This is a genomic window from Burkholderia sp. ABCPW 11 (assembly GCF_001523445.1).
Classification (GTDB): Bacteria; Pseudomonadota; Gammaproteobacteria; order Burkholderiales; family Burkholderiaceae; genus Burkholderia.
In genome coordinates, this window is record NZ_LOVM01000032.1 from 182,108 (window position 1) to 204,841 (window position 22,734).

Here is a 22,734-nt window from a genome sequence, read left to right on the forward strand (position 1 = left end):
AAAGGGCTTTTTCGATGGGTCAAGGATCGTGCGTTGCGTGACCGGTCGGTAACATGGCGGGAAGCCGTCAGCCGGCTGGCGCGCCTGTCCTCAGAGTCCGCGCGCGTCAAAAGGTTGCGGTAGCATGGCGCCCTCGACATGCGTCGGCCGAATTTACCGGCGCAGCCGTTCGCTGAACTGAGGAACCCAAGATGGCATCGAAATCGCCGCCGGCCGCGCCGGCACGCTACGCGCCTACCGCGATCGCCCTGCACTGGCTGATCGCGCTGCTGATCGTCTGCGGCTTCGCGCTCGGCTGGGTGATGACGGACATTCCCGGCTTCACGCCCACCAAGCTGAAGTACTTCTCGTGGCACAAGTGGATCGGCGTGACGGTGTTCGCACTCGCCGTCGTGCGCGTGCTGTGGCGGGCGACCCACGTGCCGCCGCCGCTGCCGGGCGACACGCCGGCGTGGCAGCGCGCGGCGTCGCACGGCGTGCACATGCTGCTGTACGTGCTGATGATCGTGATTCCGGCGACGGGCTACCTGTACAGCTCGGCGTCGAATATCCCGGTCGTCTATCTCGGCATCGTGCCGCTGCCGCGCCTGATCGACCCCGATCCGGCGCTCAAGGAAACCTTCAAGACGCTGCACGTGTCTTTGAATTACATTCTGCTTGCGCTCGTCGCGATGCACGTGCTCGCGGCGCTCAAGCATCAGTTGTTGGACCGCGACGGCCTGCTGTCGCGCATGCTTCCCTTTGCCAAATGAAGGATCCCATGAAAGTGTCTTTCTCCCGCTCCATGCTGACCGCGTTCGCCGCGGCGGCGTTTGTCGCGTCGGGCGCGGCGCATGCCGACGTCGATCTCGCGAAGAGCAAGGTGTCCGCCGTGTCGAAGCAGATGAACGTGCCGACCGAAGGCGCGTTCAAGAAGTTTTCCGCGCAGGTGAAGTTCGACCCGGCGAAGGCCGCGCAGGGCAGCGCGCAAATGACGATCGACGTCGCGAGCTTCGACCTCGGCGACAAGATGTACAACGACCAGGTCGCCGGCAAGGACTGGTTCGACGCGAAGACCTATCCGCAGGCGAGCTTCGTGTCGTCGGCGATCGCGCCGGCCGGCGGCAACAAGTACAACGTGACCGGCAAGCTGACGATCAAGGGCAAGACCGAGACCGTCACGGTGCCCGTCACGGTCGCGCAGAACGGCGCGACGCAGACGTTCGACGGCGTGCTGCCGATCAAGCGTTCGACCTTCAACGTCGGTACCGGCGAGTGGAAGGACACGTCGGTCGTCGCGGACGAAGTGCAGATCAAGTTCCATCTCGTCGCCACGAAGTAAGCGGCAGGTTGCCGCGTCCACTGAATGCCGCGCGAGGGCGCGGCGCCGTTCCCAGGAGAAAAGGTTTGAAAAAGCATCTGATCATCGCCGCCGGCGCGCTGGCCGCTTCGCTGTCGTTCTCGGCCTTCGCCGAAAGCGCGACCTACCAGTTCGACCCGAGCCACACGTACCCGAGCTTCGAGGCCGACCACTTCGGCGGCCTGTCGGTCTGGCGCGGCAAGTTCGACAAGTCGAGCGGCACCGTGACGCTCGATCGCGCGGCGAAGACCGGCACGGTCGACGTGACGACCGACATCGCGTCGATCCACACCGGCAGCGCAAAGCTCGACGAGCACCTGCAGACGGCCGAGTTCTTCGATGCGGCGAAGTTCCCGCAGGCGAACTACAAGGGCACGATCAAGTTCGACGGCGACAAGCCGGTGTCGGTGGTCGGCAACCTGACGCTGCATGGCGTCACGAAGCCGCTCACGCTGAAGATCGATTCGTTCAAGTGCATGCCGCACCCGATGCTCAAGCGCGAAGTGTGCGGCGTCGACGCGGTCGGCGAATTCAGCCGCGACGATTTCGGTCTCGACTACGGCAAGCAGTACGGCTTCAAGATGAAGACGAAGCTGCTGATCACGGCCGAAGCGGTCAAGCAGCAGTAAGGCTCTCCTGCCGGGCCGGCCATCGTGCCGGCCCCTGCGGGCAAACCGCCGCGCTCCCGTTACCAGGGCGCGGCGGTTTTTTTGCGCGCCTATAATCGCCCGAGCGCAGCATGCGGCCATGCGGCGCCGGGCAGGCCGACGCCGCGACGGCGGCCGCCTCGAACAGAACGTACAACGACAAGGAGATCGCCGATGCATGCCGTCACGCAGTCCCGTTCCATTGCCTCGTCGCCGCGCGTCTGGCGCGCGGTGGTCGCCGCGTCGATCGGCAACGCGCTCGAGTGGTTCGATCTCGTCGTCTACGGTTTTTTCGCGGTGACGATCTCGAAGCTGTTCTTCCCCGCCGGCAACGACACCGTGTCGCTGCTGCTCACGCTCGGCACGTTCGGCGTGTCGTTCTTCATGCGGCCGCTCGGCGCGATCGTGCTCGGCGCGTATGCCGACCGCGCGGGCCGCAAGGCCGCGCTCACGCTGTCGATCCTGCTGATGATGGCCGGCACGCTGATCATCGCGGTGCTGCCGACCTACGAGACGATCGGCGTCGCCGCGCCGGTGATCCTCGTCGCCGCGCGCCTGATGCAGGGCTTTTCGGCAGGCGGCGAGTTCGGCAGCGCAACCGCGTTCCTCGCCGAGCACGTGCCGGGCCGGCGCGGGTTCTTCGCGAGCTGGCAGGTCGCGAGCCAGGGGCTCACGACGCTGCTCGCCGCGGGCTTCGGCACCGTGCTGAACGCGCAACTGTCGGCCGCGCAGATGGCGTCGTGGGGCTGGCGCGTGCCGTTCTTCTTCGGGCTGCTGCTCGGGCCGGTCGCGTACTACATCCGAACCAAGGTCGACGAGACGCCCGAATTCCTCGCGGCCGAAGGCACCGCGAACCCGCTGCGCGATACGTTCGCGTCGCACAAGGCGCGCCTCGTCGCGGCGATGGGCGTGGTCGTGCTCGGCACCGTCGCGACCTATCTCGTGCTGTTCATGCCGACCTACGGCGTGAAGCAGCTCGGCCTCGCGCCGTCCGCCGCGTTCGCGGCGATTCTCGTCGTCGGCGTGATCCAGATGGCGTTCGCGCCGCTCGTCGGCCACTGGTCGGATCGCTACGGCCGCGTGCGCGTGATGATCGCGCCGGCCGTCGGCATCCTCGTGCTGATCTATCCGGCGTTCGCGTATCTCGTCGCGCATCCGGGCTTCGGCACGCTGATCGCGCTGCAGGTGCTGCTCGCGTTCCTGATGACCGGCTACTTCGCGGCGCTGCCGGGGCTGTTGTCCGAGGTGTTTCCGGTGCAGACGCGCACGACCGGGATGTCGCTCGCGTATAACGTCGCGGTGACGATCTTCGGCGGCTTCGGGCCGTTCATCATCGCGTGGCTGATCCGCGAGACCGGGATGAAGACTGCGCCGAGCTTCTACCTGATGTTCGCGGCCGTGCTGAGCCTCGCGGCGCTGGTCGTGCTGCGGCGGCGGTTCGGGTTTCGCTGAAAGGGGCGGGGCGGCGCGTCAATTGCCGCCGCGCTCGCACACCGGTTGCGCCGGCATCAGTTGCGGCGGCGCGTCGACGGTCCGGACCGGGCGCCCCGCGAGCGCGGCGAGCGCCTGCCGGAGCTGCCAGTCGGCGGCCGTGCCGAACGCGCGCTGCGGCAGCGCCGCGCTCCTCGCCGTATCGATCTTCGCGCGCACGCGCTGCTCGCGCAGCTTCTGTCGTGCGTTGCGCACCTGCGCGAACGGGTCGGGCGCCTGCCGGTCCGCATACGGTGCGCGGGCCAGATCGGCTTCCCGGTACCACAGCAGCACGCCGTCGACGTCCGAATCGACGCGCGGCGGCACGAGCCAGTCCGGCATGACGCCGTAGCCGTCCATCGGGCAGCCGTTCGGCCGCAGGTTGCGCGCGAACGTGAAATTGAGACGCGTGCCGTCGATGAGATCGACGCCCGTCTGTGCGAGCCCTTTCCCGTAGGTCGGCATGCCGAGCAGTTTCGCGCGGCCGAGATCCTTCAGCGCGGCCGCGGTCGCTTCGGCGGCCGACGCGCTCTGTCCGTCGACGAGCACGACGAGCGGCACGGTGCGCCACCAGTCGTCGGCCTGCAGCGGCGCGAGCGGATCCTGCCCGTGCATGACGGGCAATTCGTAGTCGGGCCAGTTGGTCGTGTAGCGGCGGCGGTGCGTGTCGCCGCGCTCGACCGTCACCATCGCGGTGCGGTCGCGTCCCGCGAACAGCGCGGTGATGCCGATCGCCGCATTGAGCGCGCCGCCGCCGTTGATGCGCAGGTCGAGAATCATCTGCTTCACCGGCGGCCCCGCGCGGCGCGCGGCCTGCACCGCGTCGATATAGTCGCCGACCGCCGGCTCCGGAAAGCTCGACAGCCGCGTGTACAGGATGTCGCCGTCGAGCCGCTTCGCGGTCGCCGGATGCGGTTTGACGATCGTGCGCACGGGCGCGAAGCTCAGCACCGCATGCTTCGGGCCGCGCTGCACCGTGAGCTTCAGCGGCACGCCCGCGTCGCCCTTCGCGAGTTGCATCAGCGCGCTGCCGTCGATGCCGACGACGCTCCTGTCGTTCATCGCGACGACGAGATCGTCGGGCCGCACGCCGGCCCGTTCCGCCGGTGCGTCGGGGATCACGTCGATGATGTGCAGCCCGTCGGGCCGTGTCTCGAACACGATCCCGATGCCCGGCGTGCCGTCGCGTGCGCGCCGCTCGTCGTCGCGCCGCTCCTGCTCTTCCTTCGCGTTGAAGAAGCGTGCGTACGGCAGCGTCTTGATGCCTTCGTGGGTCGCGGCGTCGAGCAGCGCGCCGATGTCGACGTCGGTCAGGTGCTGTTTCTTCAGCACTTCGACGGCCGCTTTCAGTTCGCAGAGCTGCGGCTCCCAGTCGGGCGGGCAGGGCGACGGCGGTCGGATGGCGGGCACCGAAGCGGCGGCCGGTGAAGCGGCAGGCAGCGAAGCGGCGGGGGATGCGGATGCCGGTTGCGCATCGGCGAGCGGCGCATACGGGAACGCGGCCGCGACGGCTGCGCAGACGGCGAGGCGACGAACGACACGCATGGGAGGCATCATCGGGACCGCACGTTCGGACGGGTGGCGAGGGGGTGCCCGGTGCCGGGGGCAACCGGCAAGCGACGGGGCAGGGCGCGGTGACGATTGTAGCCGACCCCTGCGACCGCGCCGGTCGAGCCGGCCGCGTGTCGGACCGCGGTGGCCCGCACATAAAAAAACCGGCCCAAACGGGCCGGTTTTTTCGAAGCCGAAACGGTGTAGCGCTCAAACCTGCGCGCCGGCATTCGGATCGTCCGGATCGTGCGCGGCCTTCTTTTCCTTGATCAGGTCTTCGCGCTTGATGCCGAGCCACATCGCGAGCGAGCCCGCGACGAACACCGACGAGTAGATGCCGAACATGATGCCGACCGTCAGCGCGAGCGCGAAGTAGTGCAGCGTCGGGCCGCCGAAGAAGAACATCGACAGCACCATCATTTCGGTCGACGTATGCGTGATGATCGTGCGCGACATCGTGGTCGTGATCGCGTGGTTGATCACTTCCTGCACGCTCATCTTGCGTTCGCGGCGGAACGTTTCGCGGATCCGGTCGAAGATGACGACCGACTCGTTGACCGAGTAGCCGAGCACCGCGAGGATCGCCGCGAGCACCGCCAGCGAGAACTCCCACTGGAAGAACGCGAAGAAGCCGAGAATGATCACGACGTCGTGCAGGTTGGCGATGATGCCGGCCACCGCGTACTTCCATTCGAAGCGGAACGACAGGTAGATCACGATGCCGATCACGACGCACGCGAGCGCGAGCAGACCGTCGGTCGCGAGCTCGCGGCCGACCTGCGGGCCGACGAACTCGACGCGCTGCAGCGTCACGTCCGGGCTCTGCGCCTTCAGTGCGCTCATCACCTGGTCGCTCTGCTGCGCGGACGTGAGGCCTTCCTTCAGTTGCAGGCGGATCAGCACGTTGCGCGACGTGCCGAAGTTCTGCACTTGCGCATCGGCATAGCCGAGCTTGCCGAGCGTCGCGCGCACGGGTTCGAGCTGCGCGGCCTGCTGGTACTGAACCTCGATCACCGTGCCGCCGGTGAATTCGACGGACAGGTGCAGCCCGCGGTGGAACAGGAAGAACACGGCGGCGAGGAACGTGACCAGCGAGATCACGTTGAACACCAGCGCGTGCCGCATGAACGGAATGTCTTTACGGATGCGGAAAAATTCCATGGCTTCGTCTCCGGGGCCTTATTGGGTCGAGCCCGGTTTCTTCGGCGACACGCCTTGCTGCGCGCGGTTGCGCAACTGCGGCTTGCCGGCGCGCGGCGCGTTGCCCTTCGCCGGGGCGGCGAGCTTCGCGGCGCGGGCAGTGTCGGTCGATTCGTCCGCATCGGCGAACGACGCGGCGGCAGCGGCGCCTTCCGGCTTCCACACCTGGCCGATCGCGAGCGACTTCAGCTTCTTGCGGCCGCCGTACCAGAGGTTGACGATCCCGCGCGAGAAGAACACCGCGGAGAACATCGACGTCAGGATGCCGAGGCAGTGCACGATCGCGAACGCGCGAACCGGGCCCGAGCCGAACGCGAGCAGCGCGAGGCCGGCGATCAGCGTCGTGACGTTCGAGTCGAGAATCGTCGCCCACGCATGGGCGTAGCCGGCCTGGATCGCGAGCTGCGGCGGCTGGCCGGCGCGCAGTTCCTCGCGCACGCGCTCGTTGATCAGCACGTTCGAGTCGATCGCCATGCCGAGCGCGAGCGCGATGGCCGCGATGCCCGGCAGCGTCAGCGTCGCCTGCATCAGCGACAGCACGGCGACGAGCAGCAACAGGTTCACCGACAGGCCGATCACCGACACCACGCCGAACAGCATGTAGTACGCGACCATGAACACGGCGATCGCGCAGAAGCCCCAGATCACCGAGTGGATGCCCATCTTGATGTTGTCGGCGCCGAGGCTCGGGCCGATGGTGCGTTCCTCGATGATGTCCATCGGCGCGGCAAGCGAACCGGCGCGCAGCAGCAGCGCGAGATCGGCCGCGGCCTGCGGCGTCGGCTGGCCCGTGATCTGGAAGCGGTCGCCGAGTTCGGACTGGATCGTCGCGACCGTCAGCACTTCGCCCTTGCCCTTCTCGAACAGCACCATCGCCATCGGCTTGCCGATGTTCTCGCGCGACACCGTGCGCACCGCGCGGCCGCCCGCCGAATCGAGGCGGATGTTGACCGACGGACGCTGGTGCTCGTCGAAGCCGGCCGACGCGTCGATGATGCGGTCGCCGGTGAAGATCACGTCCTTCTTCAGCAGCACGGGCGCCTGGTTGCCCTGCGTGAAGAGTTCCTCGCCCGGCGGCACGGGATCGTTCGGGTTCGGGTGCGTGTTGATCGGGTCGGCGAGGCGCGCCTCGAGCGTCGCGGTGCGGCCGATGATGTCCTTCGCCTTCGCGGTGTCCTGCACACCCGGCAGTTCGACGACGATGCGGTCGCTGCCTTGCTGCTGCAGGATCGGCTCGGACACGCCGAGTTCGTTCACGCGGTTGTGGAGGGTGGTCAGGTTCTGCTTGAGCGCGGCGTCCTCGACGGACTTCTGCACGGCCGGCGTGAAGGTGCCGACCACCTGCGTGCCGCCGCCGCCGGGCTGCGTCGCCCATTGCAGCTCGGTGATCGACGCGGCGAGCACCTTGCGGGCGTCTTCCGCCGTCTGCGCATCGCTGAAGTTGACGACCACGGACTGCTCGACGCGGCTCACGCCGCCGTCGCGGATGTTCTTGTCGCGCAGCAGCGTGCGCGCGTCGGACGCGTCGGAGTCGAGCTTCTTCGTGAGCGCGCCCGTCATGTCGACCTGGAGCAGGAAGTGCACACCGCCGCGCAGGTCGAGGCCGAGATACATCGGCAGCGCGTGCAGCGCGGTCAGCCAGCGCGGCGACGCGCTTTGCAGGTTCAGTGCGACGACGTACTGCGGATCGTTCGGGTCGGCGTTCAGCGACTTCTGCAGCAGGTCCTTGACGCGCAGCTGCGTATCGGTGTCCTTCAGGCGCACGCGGATGTTCGCGTTGGTCGCCGTGTTCTCGAAGGTGACGTCGTCCGGCGTGATCTGCGCGGACGCGAGCGCCGATTCGACCTGGGTCAGCGTGGTCGAGTCGAGCTTGACCGTGGCCTTGCCGCTCGACACCTGCACCGCCGGCGCTTCGCCGAAGAAGTTGGGCAATGTGTACAGAAGGCCGATGGCGAGCGCCACGACCATCACGACATATTTCCAGAGTGGATAACGATTCATGAGGGGGCCGAACGGGTGGTTGGCGTGAAAGCGTCGCGTCCGGCGCCGCGGCGGCCCGCTCTCTCAGGCGGGCACGGCGCGGGGGGCCGGACGCTCGGTATAAGCCTTACAGCGACTTGATCGTGCCCTTCGGCAGAATGGTCGTGACGGCAGCCTTCTGCACGGTGATTTCGGTGCCTTCGGCGATTTCGACGCCGATGTAGCCTTCGGTGACCTTCGTCACCTTGCCGACGAGGCCGCCGCTCGTGACGACTTCGTCGCCCTTCGCCATGGCCGCGAGCATGTTGCGGTGTTCCTTCTGGCGCTTCATCTGCGGACGGATCATGATGAAGTACAGCACCGCGAACATCAGGATGAGCGGCAGGAAGCTCATCAGGCTCGATTCGGCGCCACCGGCACCTTGCGCGAAGGCATTGGAAATGAACGGCACGTTGGTCTCTCCGTAGGGGAAGATCGAAAAATAAGCCGGTTATTCTACCACCGGCCCCATGCGCAAACGGCGCGGCAAATGCGCTTTCGGATCAAGCTGTTAAAGCGCGAACCGATACCGTTGCGGCTTGCTTGGAAAGGCAATTGTAATGTTTGATGGCTCGGTCCGGCGGGTGGACCGGGGTTTTTTAGTGCGTGTCCCATTGGGTACGGTTTTCTTTCAGGTCGTGTCCTATGGGGCAGGCCGCCCGCCGGCCGGTCAGTCGACCCCTCTCGCGCGATCCTCCGCGAAGCGCTGCCGGAACGCGTCGAACGTATGGGTTTCGATCGCGTCGCGGATCTCGCTCATCAGCTGCAGGTAGTAGTGCAGGTTGTGGATCGTGTTGAGCTGCGCGCCGAGGATTTCGCCGACCCGGTGCAGGTGATGCAGGTAGCCGCGCGAGAAATTCTGGCACGTGTAGCACGTGCAGCTCGCATCGAGCGGCTTCAGCGAGTTCTTGTGCGTCGCGTTGCGGATCTTGACGTCGCCGAAGCGCGTGAAGAGCCAGCCGTTGCGCGCGTTGCGGGTCGGCATCACGCAATCGAACATATCGACGCCGTTCGCGACGCCTTCGACGAGGTCCTCCGGCGTGCCGACGCCCATCAGGTAGTGCGGCTTGTTCGCCGGCAGCTTCGGGCCGACGTGGCGCAGCACGCGCATCATGTCCTCTTTCGGCTCGCCCACCGACAGCCCGCCGATCGCGAGGCCGTGGAAGCCGAGTTCGGACAGGCCCGCGAGCGATTCGTCGCGCAAGTCCTCGAACATCCCGCCCTGCACGATCCCGAACAGCGCGTTCGGGTTGCCGAGCCGGTCGAATTCGTCGAGCGAGCGCTTCGCCCAGCGCAACGACATGCGCATCGAGTCGGCCGCTTCCTTGTGCGTGGTCGGCACGCCGTTGGTCGCGTACGGCGTGCATTCGTCGAACTGCATCACGATGTCCGAGTTCAGCACCTTCTGGATCTGCATCGACACTTCCGGCGACAGGAACAGCTTGTCGCCGTTGATCGGCGACGCGAACGTGACGCCGTCCTCGGTGATCTTGCGCAGGTCGCCGAGCGAGAACACCTGGAAGCCGCCCGAGTCGGTCAGGATCGGCTTGTTCCAGCCCATGAAGCCGTGCAGGCCGCCGTGCGCGTCGATCGTATCGAGGCCCGGGCGCAGCCACAGGTGGAACGTGTTGCCGAGGATGATCTGGGCCTTGATTTCGTGCAGCTCGCGCGGCTGGATCGCCTTCACGGTGCCGTACGTGCCCACTGGCATGAAGATCGGCGTCTCGACCGTGCCGTGGTTGAGCTTCACGCGGCCGCGGCGCGCGTGGCCGTCGGTCGTCAGCAGTTCGAATTCGAGCCCGTTCGCCGGGCGGCTCTGCACGCGAGCGGGCGTGTTGTGGCTCGCGTGCGTATCGTGGGATGAACCTTCGGTCATCGTGAGTGCTCCTTGCTACCGGAAAACAGTCCGGCGCATGTTGGAAACGCCGCCGGGAAACCGGCGGCGGGGAAAAGCGGGTGCGCGCAAAAGCGTGACGCGCGCAGCGGGAATACGGGCACTGCGATGCAACGGCGGCCGCGCAGTGCGTGGCGTGCGGGCCGTCGCGCCCGCCGCCCCGCCGCGCTTCACGCGCGCGGCGCCTCCGGCGTGTCGCGCCGCGTGAGCAGCATCGCGTCGCCGTAGCTGAAGAAGCGGTAGCGTTCGGCGATCGCGTGCCGGTAAGCGGCGCGGATCGTCTCGACGCCCGCGAACGCGGACACCAGCATCAGCAGCGTCGATTTCGGCAGGTGGAAGTTCGTGACGAGCCGGTCGACCACGCGGAAACGGTAGCCGGGCGTGATGAAGATGTCGGTTTCGGCCTGCGTCGCCGCGAGCGGGCGGCCCGCTTCGTCGGCCGAGCGCGCGGCGGCTTCGAGCGCGCGCATCGACGTCGTGCCCACCGCGATCACGTTGCCGCCGCGCGCGCGGGTCGCGGCGATCTTCTCGACGAGCGACTGCGGCAGGTCGTACCACTCGCTGTGCATCTTGTGCTCGGCGATGTTCTCGACGCGCACCGGCTGGAACGTGCCGGCGCCGACGTGCAGCGTCAGCGTCGCGCGCTCGACGCCCATCGCGTCGAGCTTCTCCAGCAGCGGCTGGTCGAAGTGCAGCCCGGCCGTCGGCGCGGCGACCGCGCCCGGGTTGCTCGCGTAGACGGTCTGGTAGCGCGTTTCGTCGGTTGCGTCGGGATCGTGCTCGATATACGGCGGCAGCGGCAGGCGGCCGTACTGCTCGATCAGGTCGAGGCACGGGGCGGGGAAGTGCAGCGTGAAGAACGGCTCGACGCGCTCGCCGACCGTCACGTCGAACGCATCGGCCAGGCGCAGCGTCGTGCCGGCGCCCGGCGACTTGCTCGCGCGGATCTGCGCGAGCGCGGTGTGCGTGCCCGTCACGCGCTCGATCAGCACCTCGATCTTGCCGCCGCTGGCCTTCTGGCCGAAGAACCGCGCCTTCAGTACCTTGGTATCGTTGAACACGAGCAGGTCGCCGGGCGCGATGCACGACGGCAGCTCGGCGAAATGGCGGTCGACGAGGCGTGCGGGCTCGACGCCGCGGTCGACCTCGAGCAGGCGGCTCGCGGTGCGATCGGGCAGCGCGGTTTGTGCAATCAGCTCGGGCGGCAGATTGAAATCGAAATCGGAAAGCGTGAACATGCGGGTTGGTTCGAAGCGGCCGGCGGGCGTGGCCGACAGCGCGCAAACGCGTAATCGGGGCGCGCGAGCCGCTATGATGACGGGATGCGCGGCCTGGCCGGCGTCGTTCGTTCGGACGACGTGAAAGCCGCTATTGTACTTGCCTTGCGAAGCACCCAGACGATCCGATGCCTGTGTCACCACGCCGTTCCCCCGCTGCCGTTGCCGATTCCGCCGATCCGTTCGACGCGGACGATGCCGCCTCGTCCGCGCCGTCCGCATCGGGCTCCGGCGCGCGCCGCGCCGGCCCGAAGCGCGGCGCCGACGGGCGGCTTGCGCAGCCCGCGGCGGCCGCGCCCGAGGCCGACGGCGCCGCCGGCGACGAAGCAGGGGCGGCCGATGCGAAGCGCAAGAAGAAGCCGGCCGCCGACAAGCCGGTGAAAACCGCCGACAAGCTCGCGAAGCTCGGCCTCACGCGCTCGATCGATCTCGTGCTGCATCTGCCGATGCGCTACGAGGACGAAACCACGCTCACGCCGATCGGCGAACTGCTGCCGGGCGGCATCGCGCAGACCGAAGGCGTCGTGTTCGACAACGAGGTCGCGTACCGGCCGCGCCGCCAGCTCGTCGTGAAGATCCGGGACGACGACGGCGAGCAGCTCGTGCTGCGGTTCCTGAATTTCTACGGCTCGCAGGTCAAGCAGATGGCCGTCGGCCAGCGGCTGCGCGTGCGCGGCGACGTGCGCGGCGGCTTCTTCGGGATGGAGATGGTGCATCCGGCCGTGCGCGTCGTCGAAGCCGATGCGCCGCTGCCGCAGGTGCTCACGCCCGTCTACCCGAGCACGGCCGGCGTGTCGCAGGCGTATCTGCGCAAGGCGATCGAGAACGCGGTCGAGCGCACGCCGCTGCCCGAACTGCTGCCGCCCGAGATCGAGCGCGATTACCTGAAGCCGCTCGGCGTGCCGACGCTCGCGCAGGCCGTGCGCATCCTGCACCACCCGGGCGTCGATTCCGACGAAGCCGCGCTGATGGACGGCTCGCATCCGGCATGGACGCGCATCAAGTTCGAGGAGCTGCTCGCGCAGCAGCTGTCGCTCAAGCGGGCGCACGAGGAGCGCCGCACGCGCGCCGCGCCCGCGATGCCGCGCCGCGCCGCGACCGATGCCGATGCGTTGACCACGCGCCTTTACGCGGCGCTGCCGTTCACGTTGACCGGCGCGCAGGCGCGCGTCGTCGACGAGATCGCGCACGACCTCACGCTCGCGCATCCGATGCAGCGTCTGCTGCAGGGCGACGTCGGCAGCGGCAAGACGGTCGTCGCGGCGCTGGCCGCCACGCAGGCGATCGACGCCGGCTACCAGGCCGCGCTGATGGCGCCGACCGAAATCCTCGCGGAACAGCACGCGCGCAAGCTGCGTGCATGGCTCGAGCCGCTCGGCGTCACGGTCGCATGGCTCGCGGGCAGCCTGAAGGCGAAAGAGAAACGCGCGGCGATCGAGGCCGCCGCGCTCGGCACCGCGCAGCTCGTGATCGGCACGCACGCGATCATCCAGGACACGGTCGAATTCGCGCGGCTCGGCCTCGTGATCGTCGACGAGCAGCACCGCTTCGGCGTCGAGCAGCGTCTCGCGTTGCGCGCGAAGGCCGCGAATGCCGCCAACGGCGCGCGCGACTTTCAGCCGCACCAACTGATGATGTCGGCCACGCCGATTCCGCGCACGCTCGCGATGACGTACTACGCGGACCTCGAGGTATCGACGATCGACGAGTTGCCGCCCGGCCGCACGCCCGTGCTGACGCGCCTCGTCGGCGACGCGCGGCGCGACGAAGTGATCGCCCGCGTGCGCGAGGCCGCGCTGACCGGGCGCCAGGTGTACTGGGTGTGCCCGCTGATCGAGGAGAGCGAGACGCTGCAGCTGCAGACGGCCGTCGAAACCTACGAGACGCTGGCCGCGGCGCTCCCCGAGTTGAAGGTCGGCCTCGTGCACGGCCGCCTGTCGCCGGCCGACAAGGCGGCCGTGATGGAAGCGTTCACGCGCAACGAAGTGCAATTGCTGGTCGCGACGACCGTGATCGAAGTCGGCGTCGACGTGCCGAACGCCTCGCTGATGGTGATCGAGCACGCGGAACGGTTCGGCCTGGCGCAGCTGCACCAGTTGCGCGGCCGTGTCGGGCGCGGCACCGCGGCGTCGGTGTGCGTGCTGCTGTACACCGGGCCGCTGTCGATCGCCGGCCGCGAGCGGCTGAAGACGATGCGCGAGACGACCGACGGTTTCGAGATCGCGCGGCGCGACCTCGAAATCCGCGGCCCCGGCGAATTCCTCGGCGCGCGCCAGTCGGGTGCGGCGATGCTGCGTTTTGCGAACCTCGAGACCGACGGCTGGCTGATCGATCCCGCCCGCGAGGCCGCGGCGCGGCTGATTGCCGCGTATCCGGAGGTCGTCACGCAGCATCTCGCGCGCTGGCTCGGCGCGCGCGAGCAATACCTGAAGGCCTGATCGACCGGCTTGGGGCCGGATCGAAAGCCGCCACTCGACGCATCGCGATGCAGAGAAACTTGGCGAACCTGGGTAAGAGGGTGTATAAATTAAACCTATCGCCTGTATATCTCTGATTGACCCACAATGACCCTGACTGAATTGAAGTACATCGTCGCGGTCGCGCGCGAGCGGCATTTCGGTCGCGCGGCCGAAGCGTGCTTCGTGAGCCAGCCGACCCTGTCGGTGGCGATCAAGAAGCTCGAAGACGAGCTCAACGTGCAGATTTTCGAGCGCGGCGCGAGCGAAGTGAGCGTGACGCCGATCGGCGACCAGATCGTCACCCAGGCGCAGCGCGTGCTCGAGCAGACCTTCGCGATCAAGGAGATCGCGAAGCAGGGCAAGGACCCGCTCGTCGGCCCGTTCCGCCTCGGCGTGATCTACACGATCGGGCCGTACCTGCTGCCGACGCTCGTCAAGCAGATGATCCAGCGTGTCCCGCAGATGCCGCTGATGCTGCAGGAGAACTACACGCTGAAGCTGCTCGAACTGCTGAAGCAGGGCGAGATCGACGCCGCGATCATGGCGCTGCCGTTCCCCGAAACCGGCCTGATGGTGCGGCCGCTGTACGACGAGCCGTTCGTCGTCGCGCTGCCGGCCGGCCATCCATGGGAGAAGCGCGACGAAATCGACGCCGAGGATCTGAAGCAGGAAACCATGCTGCTGCTCGGCAACGGCCACTGCTTCCGCGATCACGTGCTCGGCGTGTGTCCGGAACTGATGCGCTTCTCGCAAACGGCCGACGGCATCCAGAAGACGTTCGAGGGCTCGTCGCTCGAAACCATTCGCCACATGGTCGCGAGTGGCGTCGGCATCACCGTGCTGCCGCGGATGTCGGTCGCCGAGATCGGCCCGCGCGCGAACGGCCCCGATGCCGAGCTGCTGTCGTACGTACCGTTCAACGAACCGGTGCCCGACCGCCGCGTGGTGCTCGTGTGGCGCAAGAGCTTCACGCGGATGCCGGCGATCGACGCGATCAGCGACGCGATTGCCGCTTGCGAGCTGCCGGGTGTCGCGAAGCTCGACATGCCGGCCACGATGAACTGACGCGCCGATGCAGGCGTGTGTGGCAGCGTGATGAACGGGGTCGTACGACCCCGTTTATTTTTCCCTATTACATAGATGAAATTTATCAAATTCAAATAATTGATAGATATAGATAGAATCCTCTACATGGATCGATGTCGAGCCGACGTGCGAGATGCACGTTGGATGCAAGCGTCAAAGGAGGATGTCATGATGCGGTCGGTATTGAAGCACGCGCAGCGGAACATCCCGTCGCGCGACACGGTCGTACATCGCGCCAGGGCGGCGGTTCGCGGCCTGCGCCCGATTGCGTTCGCGTACCTGGCGGACCGTGTGTATGGCGGATGAGTGCCGCCGCACGCCGGTCCAGTGTTCCCCCGAATCACCTGCCGTCGAGCCTTGAGGGAGCATCGCATGTCCGATATCCGAAAAGCCGCCCGCGTCGTCGGTACGACGACTGCCGGCAGCCGCTTCCCCGAGTGCCCCGCCTGCGGCGCACGGCAACGGGAACGCGTGTCCAGGGCCGCGCACGACATCCCGTAGTACGACAGGAGGACCCGCCTGTTCCGTTTCTTACCCCCCGCAACGCTCCACGAACCGCGCCCGGCACGTGGGGGCCTACGAGCCAGTGAAGGAGAAAAAAGCATGTCGAACGAAACGAAGTGCCCGTTCAACCACACCGCAGGCAGCGGCACGACGAACAAGGACTGGTGGCCGAACCGGCTGAACCTCGACGTCCTGCATCGGCATTCGGCGCTGTCCGATCCGATGGACGACGATTTCGACTACGCCGAGGCGTTCAAGAAGCTGGATCTCGCCGCGGTGAAGCAGGACCTGCACGCGCTGATGACGACGTCGCAGGACTGGTGGCCGGCCGACTTCGGCCACTACGGCGGCCTGTTCGTGCGCATGGCATGGCATAGCGCCGGCACGTACCGCACGGCCGACGGCCGCGGCGGCGCGGGCGGCGGGCAGCAGCGCTTCGCGCCGCTCAACAGCTGGCCGGACAACGTGAGCCTCGACAAGGCGCGCCGCCTGCTGTGGCCGATCAAGCAGAAGTACGGCCGCAACATCTCGTGGGCCGACCTGCTGATCCTGACCGGCAACGTCGCGCTCGAATCGATGGGCTTCAAGACGTTCGGCTATGCCGGCGGCCGCGTCGATACGTGGGAGCCGGACGACGTCTACTGGGGCTCGGAAAAGATCTGGCTGGAACTGAGCGGCGGCCCGAACAGCCGCTACACGGGCAAGCGCGAACTCGAAAGCCCGCTTGCCGCGGTGCAGATGGGCCTGATCTACGTGAACCCGGAAGGCCCGGACGGCAACCCCGACCCGGTCGCCGCCGCGCACGACATCCGCGAGACGTTCGCGCGGATGGCGATGAACGACGAGGAAACGGTCGCGCTGATCGCGGGCGGCCACACGTTCGGCAAGACGCACGGCGCCGGCCCGGCCTCCAACGTCGGTCCGGAGCCGGAAGCCGCGGGCCTCGAAGAGCAGGGCCTCGGCTGGAAGAGCACGTTCGGCACGGGCAAGGGCAAGGACACGATCACGAGCGGTCTCGAAGTCACGTGGACGTCGACGCCGACGAAGTGGAGCAACGACTTCTTCAAGCACCTGTTCAGCTACGAATGGGAGCTCACGAAGAGCCCGGCCGGCGCACACCAGTGGGTCGCGAAGGATGCCGACGAGATCATTCCGGACGCGTACGACGCGTCGAAGAAGCATCGTCCGACGATGCTGACGACCGACCTGTCGCTGCGTTTCGACCCGGCCTACGAAAAGATCTCGCGCCGCTTCTACGAGAACCCGGCCGAATTCGCCGACGCGTTCGCACGCGCGTGGTTCAAGCTCACGCACCGCGACATGGGCCCGCGCGCCCGTTATCTCGGCCCGGAAGTACCGGCGGAACACCTGCTGTGGCAGGATCCGATCCCGGCCGTCGATCACCCGCTGATCGACGCCGCCGACGTCGCCGCGCTGAAGGCGAAGGTGCTGGCGACGGGGCTGAGCGTGTCGCAGCTCGTGTCGACCGCGTGGGCGTCCGCATCGACGTTCCGCGGTTCGGACAAGCGCGGCGGCGCGAACGGTGCACGCATCCGCCTCGCGCCGCAGAAGGACTGGGAAGTGAACCGCCCGGCCGAACTCGCGGCGGTGCTCGAAACGCTCGAAGGCGTGCAGAAGGCGTTCAACGACGCGCAGACGGACGGCAAGAAGGTGTCGCTGGCCGACCTGATCGTGCTGGCCGGTGCGGCCGGCGTCGAGCAGGCCGCGAAGAATGCGGGTATCGCGGTCACCGTGCCGTTCGCACCGGGCCGGATGGACGCGTCGCAGGAAGAAACCGACGTCGACGCGATGGCCGTGCTCGAGCCGCTCGCCGACGGTTTCCGCAACTTCCTGAAGCACGCGTACAAGACGCCGGCCGAGGCGCTGCTGGTCGACAAGGCCCAGTTGCTGACGCTGAGCGCACCGGAGATGACGGTGCTCGTCGGCGGCCTGCGCGTGCTCGGTGCGAATGCCGGCGATGCGAAGCATGGCGTGTTCACCGATCGTCCGGAAACGCTGACGAACGACTTCTTCGTGAACCTGCTCGACATGGGCACGGAATGGAAGCCGGTGTCGGCCGCGAACGACGTGTTCGAAGGGCGCGATCGCGCGACGGGCGCGCTCAAGTGGACGGGCACGCGCGTCGACCTGATCTTCGGTTCGCATGCGCAACTGCGTGCGCTGGCCGAGGTGTACGGCAGCGCGGACGCGAAGGAGAAGTTCGTGCGCGATTTCGTCGCGGCCTGGAACAAGGTGATGAGCCTCGACCGCTTCGACCTCGCGTGAACCCGGCCGCATCCCGACGCGGTGATGCGGTGATGCAGTAACGTGAAACGGCCGGTCCGGCTACCGGCCGTTTCTTCCCTGAACGATGTCTTGTCTTGCCAAAGGAGTGACGATCATGACGCAAATGATGCTCGACATGCGCGCCGCCGCGGCGCCCATTCTGCGATCGCCGGTGGAGCTGGCGCGCTACGTCGTCGGCTTCGCGATCGTCGTCGGCGGAGCGGCGGAGCTGGCCTCGCAGGCGCTGCACGCGCTCGCGCCGGTCGTGTCGGCCGCCGGCGGTTGAGGGCGGCCACGGATTCGCGACGCTAGACTGGCGAGTCGCGAACGGATGCCGCGCGAGGCGGCATGCGGATTGCCCGATGCATTTTCGCCGGTTCAACATTTCGAATGAGGAGTCCCGAAGATGGCCAAGAAAGGCAACGCCACGCAGATCAACATCGGCATCAGCGACAAGGACCGCAAGAACATCGCGGAGGGCCTGTCGCGCTTGCTCGCCGATACGTTTTCGCTGTACCTGAAGACCCACAATTTCCACTGGAACGTGACCGGACCGATGTTCAACACGCTGCACCTGATGTTCGAGGAGCAGTACAACGAACTATGGCTCGCGGTCGACTCCGTCGCCGAGCGCATTCGCACGCTGGGCGTCGTCGCGCCCGGCACGTTCGGCGATTTCGCGAAACTGTCGTCGGTGCCCGAAGCGAAGGGCGTGCCGGCCGCCGAGGAGATGATCCGCCAGCTCGTCGAAGGGCACGAGACGGTCGTGCGCACCGCACGCGAAATCTTCCCGATCGCCGACGCGGCGAGCGACGAGCCGACCGCCGATTTGCTCACGCAGCGCCTGCAGACGCATGAAAAGACCGCATGGATGCTGCGGTCGTTGCTCGCGTAAGCCCAGCGCTGCCGGGGAGTCGGGGCGGGCCCGGGCGGGCCGGCTCCGAATCCGTCCCTGGATCGATGCCCGCCGCCGCACGGCCGTGCGCAGCGGGCCGCGGCGGCCGGCCGGCCCGCCGCGACCGCCGGCCGAGGGTCGCGCCGACATGACGCGCAGCGCCGCTCGGCTCTAAAATGCCGGGATTCTCTTCCTGGTGCTTCGCCATGCTTGCCCGCTTTCCCCTGTATCTGCGGCTCGTCCGGATGGACAAGCCGATCGGCAGCCTGCTGCTGCTGTGGCCGACGCTCAACGCGTTGTGGATCGCATCGGACGGCCATCCGCGCTGGCCGCTGCTCGTGATCTTCACGCTCGGCACGCTGCTGATGCGCTCGGCCGGCTGCGCGATCAACGATTACGCCGACCGCGATTTCGACCGCCACGTGAAGCGCACGGCCGACCGGCCGCTGACGTCGGGCAAGATCCGGGCATGGGAGGCCGTCGCGATCGCGGTCGGGCTGTCGTTCGTCGCATTCCTGCTGATCCTGCCGCTCAATACGCTGACGAAAGAATTGTCGGTCGTCGCGCTGTTCGTCGCCGGCTCCTATCCGTTCATGAAGCGCTTCTTCGCGATTCCGCAGGCGTATCTCGGCATCGCGTTCGGCTTCGGCATCCCGATGGCGTTCGCGGCCGTGCAGGACACGGTGCCGGTGCTGGCGTGGGTGATGCTGGTCGCGAACATCTTCTGGTCGGTCGCGTACGACACCGAATATGCGATGGTCGATCGCGACGACGACATCAAGATCGGCATCCGCACGTCCGCGCTGACGTTCGGCCGCTTCGACGTCGCGGCCGTGATGGCGTGCTACGCGGTGACGCTCGGCATCTACGTGTGGATCGGCGTGACGCTCGGCTTCGGCATCGCGTACTGGGCCGGCTGGGCGGCGGCGGTCGGCTGCGCGCTGTATCACTACACGCTGATCAAGGGTCGCGAACGGATGCCGTGCTTCGCGGCGTTCCGCCACAACAACTGGCTGGGCGGCGTGCTGTTCGCGGGCATCGCCGCGCATTACCTGCTGGCCGCTCGCTGAACGACACCCCGACATATCGCGCCTTTGCGGGCGGCGCCAACGAAAAAAGCGACCCGACGGTCGCTTTTTTTTACGTCCGGCGCCGGCGCAAACCGGCGCCGCTGTCGCGCTTACGCGCGGCCGAGCTCGTCGCCCATTTCCTTCGCACGCGCTTCGGCCGCGAGCGCGCCGCGCACGATCGCTTCCTTCACGCCCTGTGCGTCGAATGCCGCGAGCGCGGCGGCCGTCGTGCCGCCCTTCGACGTCACGCGTTCGCGCAGCACGCTCGCCGGCTCGCCCGATTGCGCGGCCAGTTGCGCGGCGCCCGCGAACGTCGCGACCGCGAGCGCGCGACCCTGTTCGTCGTTCATGCCGAGACGGCGCGCGGCTTCCTGCAGCGCTTCGATGAAATAGAACACGTACGCGGGGCCGCTGCCCGAAATCGCCGTGACCGCGTCGAGCTGCGATTCATCGTCGAACCACACGATCTCGCCGACCGCGCCGAGCACGCTCGATGCGAGTTCGCGGCCCGCCGCGTCGACGCCCGGCAGCGCGGCGAGGCCCGTCACGCCCATGCCGACCAGCGCCGGCGTGTTCGGCATCGTGCGCACGACGCGCGCGTAGCCGCCGAGCCAGCGGGCGAGATCCGTGCCGCGGATGCCGGCCGCGATGCTGATCACGAGTTGCAACTTCAGGTGCGGCGCGAGCGCCTGCGCGACGTCCTTCAGCACCTGCGGCTTCACCGCGAGCACGATCGCGTCGTAATCGGCGAGCGTTGCGTCGACGGCCGCGCCGGTGCGCACGCCGAATTGCTGCGCGGTGCGCGCGCGGACGTCTTCGTTGATGTCGATGGCATACAGGCCGTCCGCGGCGACGCCGCGCTTGATCAGGCCGCCGATCAGGGCCGCGGCCATGTTGCCGCCGCCGATGAATGCGATTTTCATGATGTCGGGAATGAGCGAGTGAGTGAACGGAAAGGCGGAAAAGAGCGCGGCGTTCAGCGCGCGTAATCGCGCGCGCCGAAGATCGCGGTGCCGACGCGCACGATCGTCGCGCCTTCGAGCACGGCCGCGTCGAGATCGGCGGACATGCCCATCGACAGCGTGTCGAGCGGCAGGCCGTCGGCGCGCAATGCGTCGAACAACGCGCGCAGCGCGCGATGCGGCGCGCGCTGCGCGTCGGTGTCGCCGGCCGGTTCGGGAATCGCCATCAGGCCGCGCAGCCGCAGCGACGGCAGCGCGGCGACCGCACGCGCGACCTCGGCCACGTCGGCCGGCGCGACGCCGCTCTTCGACGCCTCGCCGCTGATGTTTACCTGCACGCACACGTTGAGCGGCGGCAGGTGCGCGGGGCGCTGTTCCGACAGGCGCTGCGCGATCTTCAGCCGGTCGACCGAATGGACCCAGTCGAAGCGCTCGGCGACGGGGCGCGTCTTGTTCGATTGCAGCGGCCCGATGAAATGCCATTCGAGGCTCGCGCGCAAGTCGGCGAGCGCGTCGATCTTGTCGAGCGACTCCTGCACGTAGTTCTCGCCGAAGGCGTGCTGCCCGGCCGCATGCGCGGCGCGCACGTCGTCGGCCGGAAACGTCTTCGACACGGCGAGCAGCGATACGGTGGCGGGATCGCGGCCGGCCGCGCGGGCGGCGTCGGCGATGCGGCGGTGAACGGAGTCGAGACGGGCGGCGAGATCGGACATGACGGGCACGGAAGCAGGCACGCAGGCAGCGCGGAAACGGGCATGAAGCCGATGCGCCGCGATCCGCGGCGCATCGATCCGCTCATTATACGGACGCCGCGCGCCCGCCCGTTACGCGTGAACAGGCACTAGCCGTACAGCAAATGCTCGACGAGCTGGATCCAGTGGGCGACCGGCACCTGCGTGCCGCTTTGCAGGTGTGCGATGCAGCCGATGTTGCCGGATACGATCATCTGCGGTTCGAGCGCCTGCAGCTTCAGCAGCTTCTGCTTGCGCAACCGGTACGACAGCGACGGCTGCGTCAGCGAGTAGGTACCGGCCGAGCCGCAGCACAGATGGCTGTCGGCCGGCAGCCGCACGTCGATGCCGAGCGTCTCGAGCAGGCGCTCGACCTTGCCGCGCGACTGCTGCCCGTGCTGCAGCGTGCACGGCGGGTGGTATGCGACCGTATGGATCGCACGGCGCCGGGCGATCGTCGCGAGTTCGGCCTCGAACGCGAGCAGCACGTCGGAGATGTCGCGCGTCAGCGACACGATGCGCTGCGCTTTCTCCGCGTAGGCCGGATCGTCGCGCAGCAGGTGCGCGTATTCGAGCACCGTCGCGCCGCAGCCCGACGCATTCATCACGATCGCCTCGGCGCCCTGTTCGACGTGGGGCCACCACGCGTCGATGTTGCGGCGCGCGTCGTCGAGCGCTTCGTCGTGATAGTTCAGGTGCAGGCGGATCGCGCCGCAGCAGCCCGCGTCGGGCGAGACGACCGTCTCGATGCCGAGCGCGTCGAGCACGCGCGCGGTCGCGATGTTGATGTTCGGCAGCATCGACGGCTGCACGCAGCCGCCGAGCATCAGCATCTTGCGCGTATGCGTGCGGTGCGGCCATTCGAGCAGCCGCGTGCGCGGCGGCACCTTGTCGCGCAGTCGCTTCGGCAGCAGCGGCCGCACGTGCTGGCCGAGCCGCATCGCCGGCGAGAACAGCGCGGCGTTCGGCACGACGCTCGCGAGCACGCGGCGCATGAGCCGCTGCTGCGCGGGGCGTTCCACCTGCGCCTCCACGTGCTTGCGCCCGATCTCGACGAGCCGGCCGTACTGCACGCCGGACGGGCAGGTCGTCTCGCAGCTGCGGCAGGTGAGGCAGCGGTCGAGATGCTGTTGCGTGCTGCGCGTGACGGGCGCGCCTTCGACCATCTGCTTGATTAGGTAGATGCGTCCGCGCGGGCCGTCGAGTTCGTCGCCGAGCAGTTGATAGGTCGGGCAGGTCGCGGTGCAGAACCCGCAGTGCACGCACTTGCGCAGGATCGCGTCGGCCTCGTCGCCGTCGGGCGTATTGCGGATGAAATCGGCGAGGTTCGTTTGCATCGATCCC

The 22,734-nt window shown here is 67.7% G+C and carries 19 protein-coding genes; 10 read left to right on the forward strand and 9 right to left on the reverse strand.

The features are described 5' to 3' along the window. The first annotated feature begins 191 nt into the window (after nt 1–191). The 4 genes from WS61_RS14045 to WS61_RS14060 all read left to right on the forward strand — a co-directional run bounded on the left by WS61_RS14045 (nt 192) and on the right by WS61_RS14060 (nt 3,438). The gene (locus WS61_RS14045) at nt 192–752 is read left to right on the forward strand and encodes a cytochrome b (RefSeq protein WP_034206446.1); all 561 of its coding nucleotides are present in this window, start codon (nt 192–194) and stop codon (nt 750–752) included. An 8-nt stretch (nt 753–760) separates the two neighbouring features. Then, a complete protein-coding gene (locus tag WS61_RS14050; RefSeq protein WP_059501115.1) occupies nt 761–1,321 on the forward strand; it encodes a YceI family protein in 561 nt (186 codons plus the stop codon). Between the two features lie 65 nt (nt 1,322–1,386). Continuing rightward, on the forward strand, nt 1,387–1,968 hold the full coding sequence (locus WS61_RS14055) for a YceI family protein (RefSeq protein ID WP_006476873.1): 582 nt from the start codon (nt 1,387–1,389) through the stop codon (nt 1,966–1,968). A gap of 192 nt (nt 1,969–2,160) precedes the next feature. After that, a complete protein-coding gene (locus WS61_RS14060; protein WP_059501017.1) occupies nt 2,161–3,438 on the forward strand; it encodes an MFS transporter in 1,278 nt (425 codons plus the stop codon). 18 nt (nt 3,439–3,456) lie between these two features. Here the strand turns inward: WS61_RS14060 and WS61_RS14065 are convergent, their stop codons facing one another. From WS61_RS14065 to queA, 6 genes are all read right to left on the reverse strand, one after another. Continuing rightward, the gene (locus WS61_RS14065; protein WP_257127261.1) at nt 3,457–5,001 is read right to left on the reverse strand and encodes a S41 family peptidase; all 1,545 of its coding nucleotides are present in this window, start codon (nt 4,999–5,001) and stop codon (nt 3,457–3,459) included. A gap of 216 nt (nt 5,002–5,217) precedes the next feature. Next, nucleotides 5,218–6,168: a protein translocase subunit SecF gene (secF, locus tag WS61_RS14070; protein WP_059501018.1), complete on the reverse strand. Its 951-nt coding sequence runs from the start codon at nt 6,166–6,168 to the stop codon at nt 5,218–5,220. A gap of 18 nt (nt 6,169–6,186) precedes the next feature. Beyond that, nucleotides 6,187–8,208, reverse strand: coding sequence for a protein translocase subunit SecD (gene secD, locus WS61_RS14075; protein ID WP_059501019.1), 2,022 nt, complete (start codon nt 8,206–8,208; stop codon nt 6,187–6,189). 106 nt (nt 8,209–8,314) lie between these two features. Further along, nucleotides 8,315–8,638, reverse strand: a complete 324-nt coding sequence (gene yajC, locus WS61_RS14080; protein ID WP_006476868.1) for a preprotein translocase subunit YajC — start codon at nt 8,636–8,638, stop codon at nt 8,315–8,317. Nucleotides 8,639–8,896: 258 nt separating this feature from the next. After that, nucleotides 8,897–10,102, reverse strand: coding sequence for a tRNA guanosine(34) transglycosylase Tgt (gene tgt, locus WS61_RS14085; protein WP_059501020.1), 1,206 nt, complete (start codon nt 10,100–10,102; stop codon nt 8,897–8,899). A gap of 188 nt (nt 10,103–10,290) precedes the next feature. Next, nucleotides 10,291–11,358 (reverse strand): tRNA preQ1(34) S-adenosylmethionine ribosyltransferase-isomerase QueA, encoded by a 1,068-nt coding sequence (queA, locus tag WS61_RS14090; protein WP_059501021.1) that lies wholly within the window; start codon nt 11,356–11,358, stop codon nt 10,291–10,293. Nucleotides 11,359–11,525: 167 nt separating this feature from the next. Here queA and recG point away from each other — a divergent pair, with 167 nt between their 5' ends. The 6 genes from recG to ubiA all read left to right on the forward strand — a co-directional run bounded on the left by recG (nt 11,526) and on the right by ubiA (nt 19,697). Next, a complete protein-coding gene (gene recG / locus WS61_RS14095; protein WP_059501022.1) occupies nt 11,526–13,835 on the forward strand; it encodes an ATP-dependent DNA helicase RecG in 2,310 nt (769 codons plus the stop codon). A gap of 126 nt (nt 13,836–13,961) precedes the next feature. Further along, a complete protein-coding gene (locus WS61_RS14100) occupies nt 13,962–14,921 on the forward strand; it encodes a LysR substrate-binding domain-containing protein (RefSeq protein ID WP_006754461.1) in 960 nt (319 codons plus the stop codon). A 624-nt stretch (nt 14,922–15,545) separates the two neighbouring features. After that, complete coding sequence (gene katG, locus WS61_RS14105) at nt 15,546–17,732, forward strand: catalase/peroxidase HPI (protein WP_059501023.1); 2,187 nt, start codon at nt 15,546–15,548, stop codon at nt 17,730–17,732. 124 nt (nt 17,733–17,856) lie between these two features. Then, on the forward strand, nt 17,857–18,018 hold the full coding sequence (locus WS61_RS35200; protein WP_179949682.1) for a hypothetical protein: 162 nt from the start codon (nt 17,857–17,859) through the stop codon (nt 18,016–18,018). A gap of 120 nt (nt 18,019–18,138) precedes the next feature. After that, a complete protein-coding gene (dpsA, locus tag WS61_RS14115) occupies nt 18,139–18,627 on the forward strand; it encodes a non-specific DNA-binding protein DpsA (protein ID WP_034206455.1) in 489 nt (162 codons plus the stop codon). A gap of 206 nt (nt 18,628–18,833) precedes the next feature. Then, entirely contained in the window at nt 18,834–19,697 is an 864-nt protein-coding gene (gene ubiA, locus WS61_RS14120; protein ID WP_059501025.1) for a 4-hydroxybenzoate octaprenyltransferase, read from the forward strand. Between the two features lie 110 nt (nt 19,698–19,807). Here ubiA and proC read toward each other — a convergent pair whose 3' ends face one another. From proC to glcF, 3 genes are all read right to left on the reverse strand, one after another. Further along, nucleotides 19,808–20,620 (reverse strand): pyrroline-5-carboxylate reductase, encoded by an 813-nt coding sequence (proC, locus tag WS61_RS14125; RefSeq protein ID WP_059501026.1) that lies wholly within the window; start codon nt 20,618–20,620, stop codon nt 19,808–19,810. A 53-nt stretch (nt 20,621–20,673) separates the two neighbouring features. Further along, nucleotides 20,674–21,372, reverse strand: a complete 699-nt coding sequence (locus tag WS61_RS14130; RefSeq protein WP_059501027.1) for a YggS family pyridoxal phosphate-dependent enzyme — start codon at nt 21,370–21,372, stop codon at nt 20,674–20,676. A gap of 128 nt (nt 21,373–21,500) precedes the next feature. Further along, a complete protein-coding gene (glcF, locus tag WS61_RS14135; RefSeq protein ID WP_034206459.1) occupies nt 21,501–22,727 on the reverse strand; it encodes a glycolate oxidase subunit GlcF in 1,227 nt (408 codons plus the stop codon). Nucleotides 22,728–22,734 lie beyond the last annotated feature (7 nt).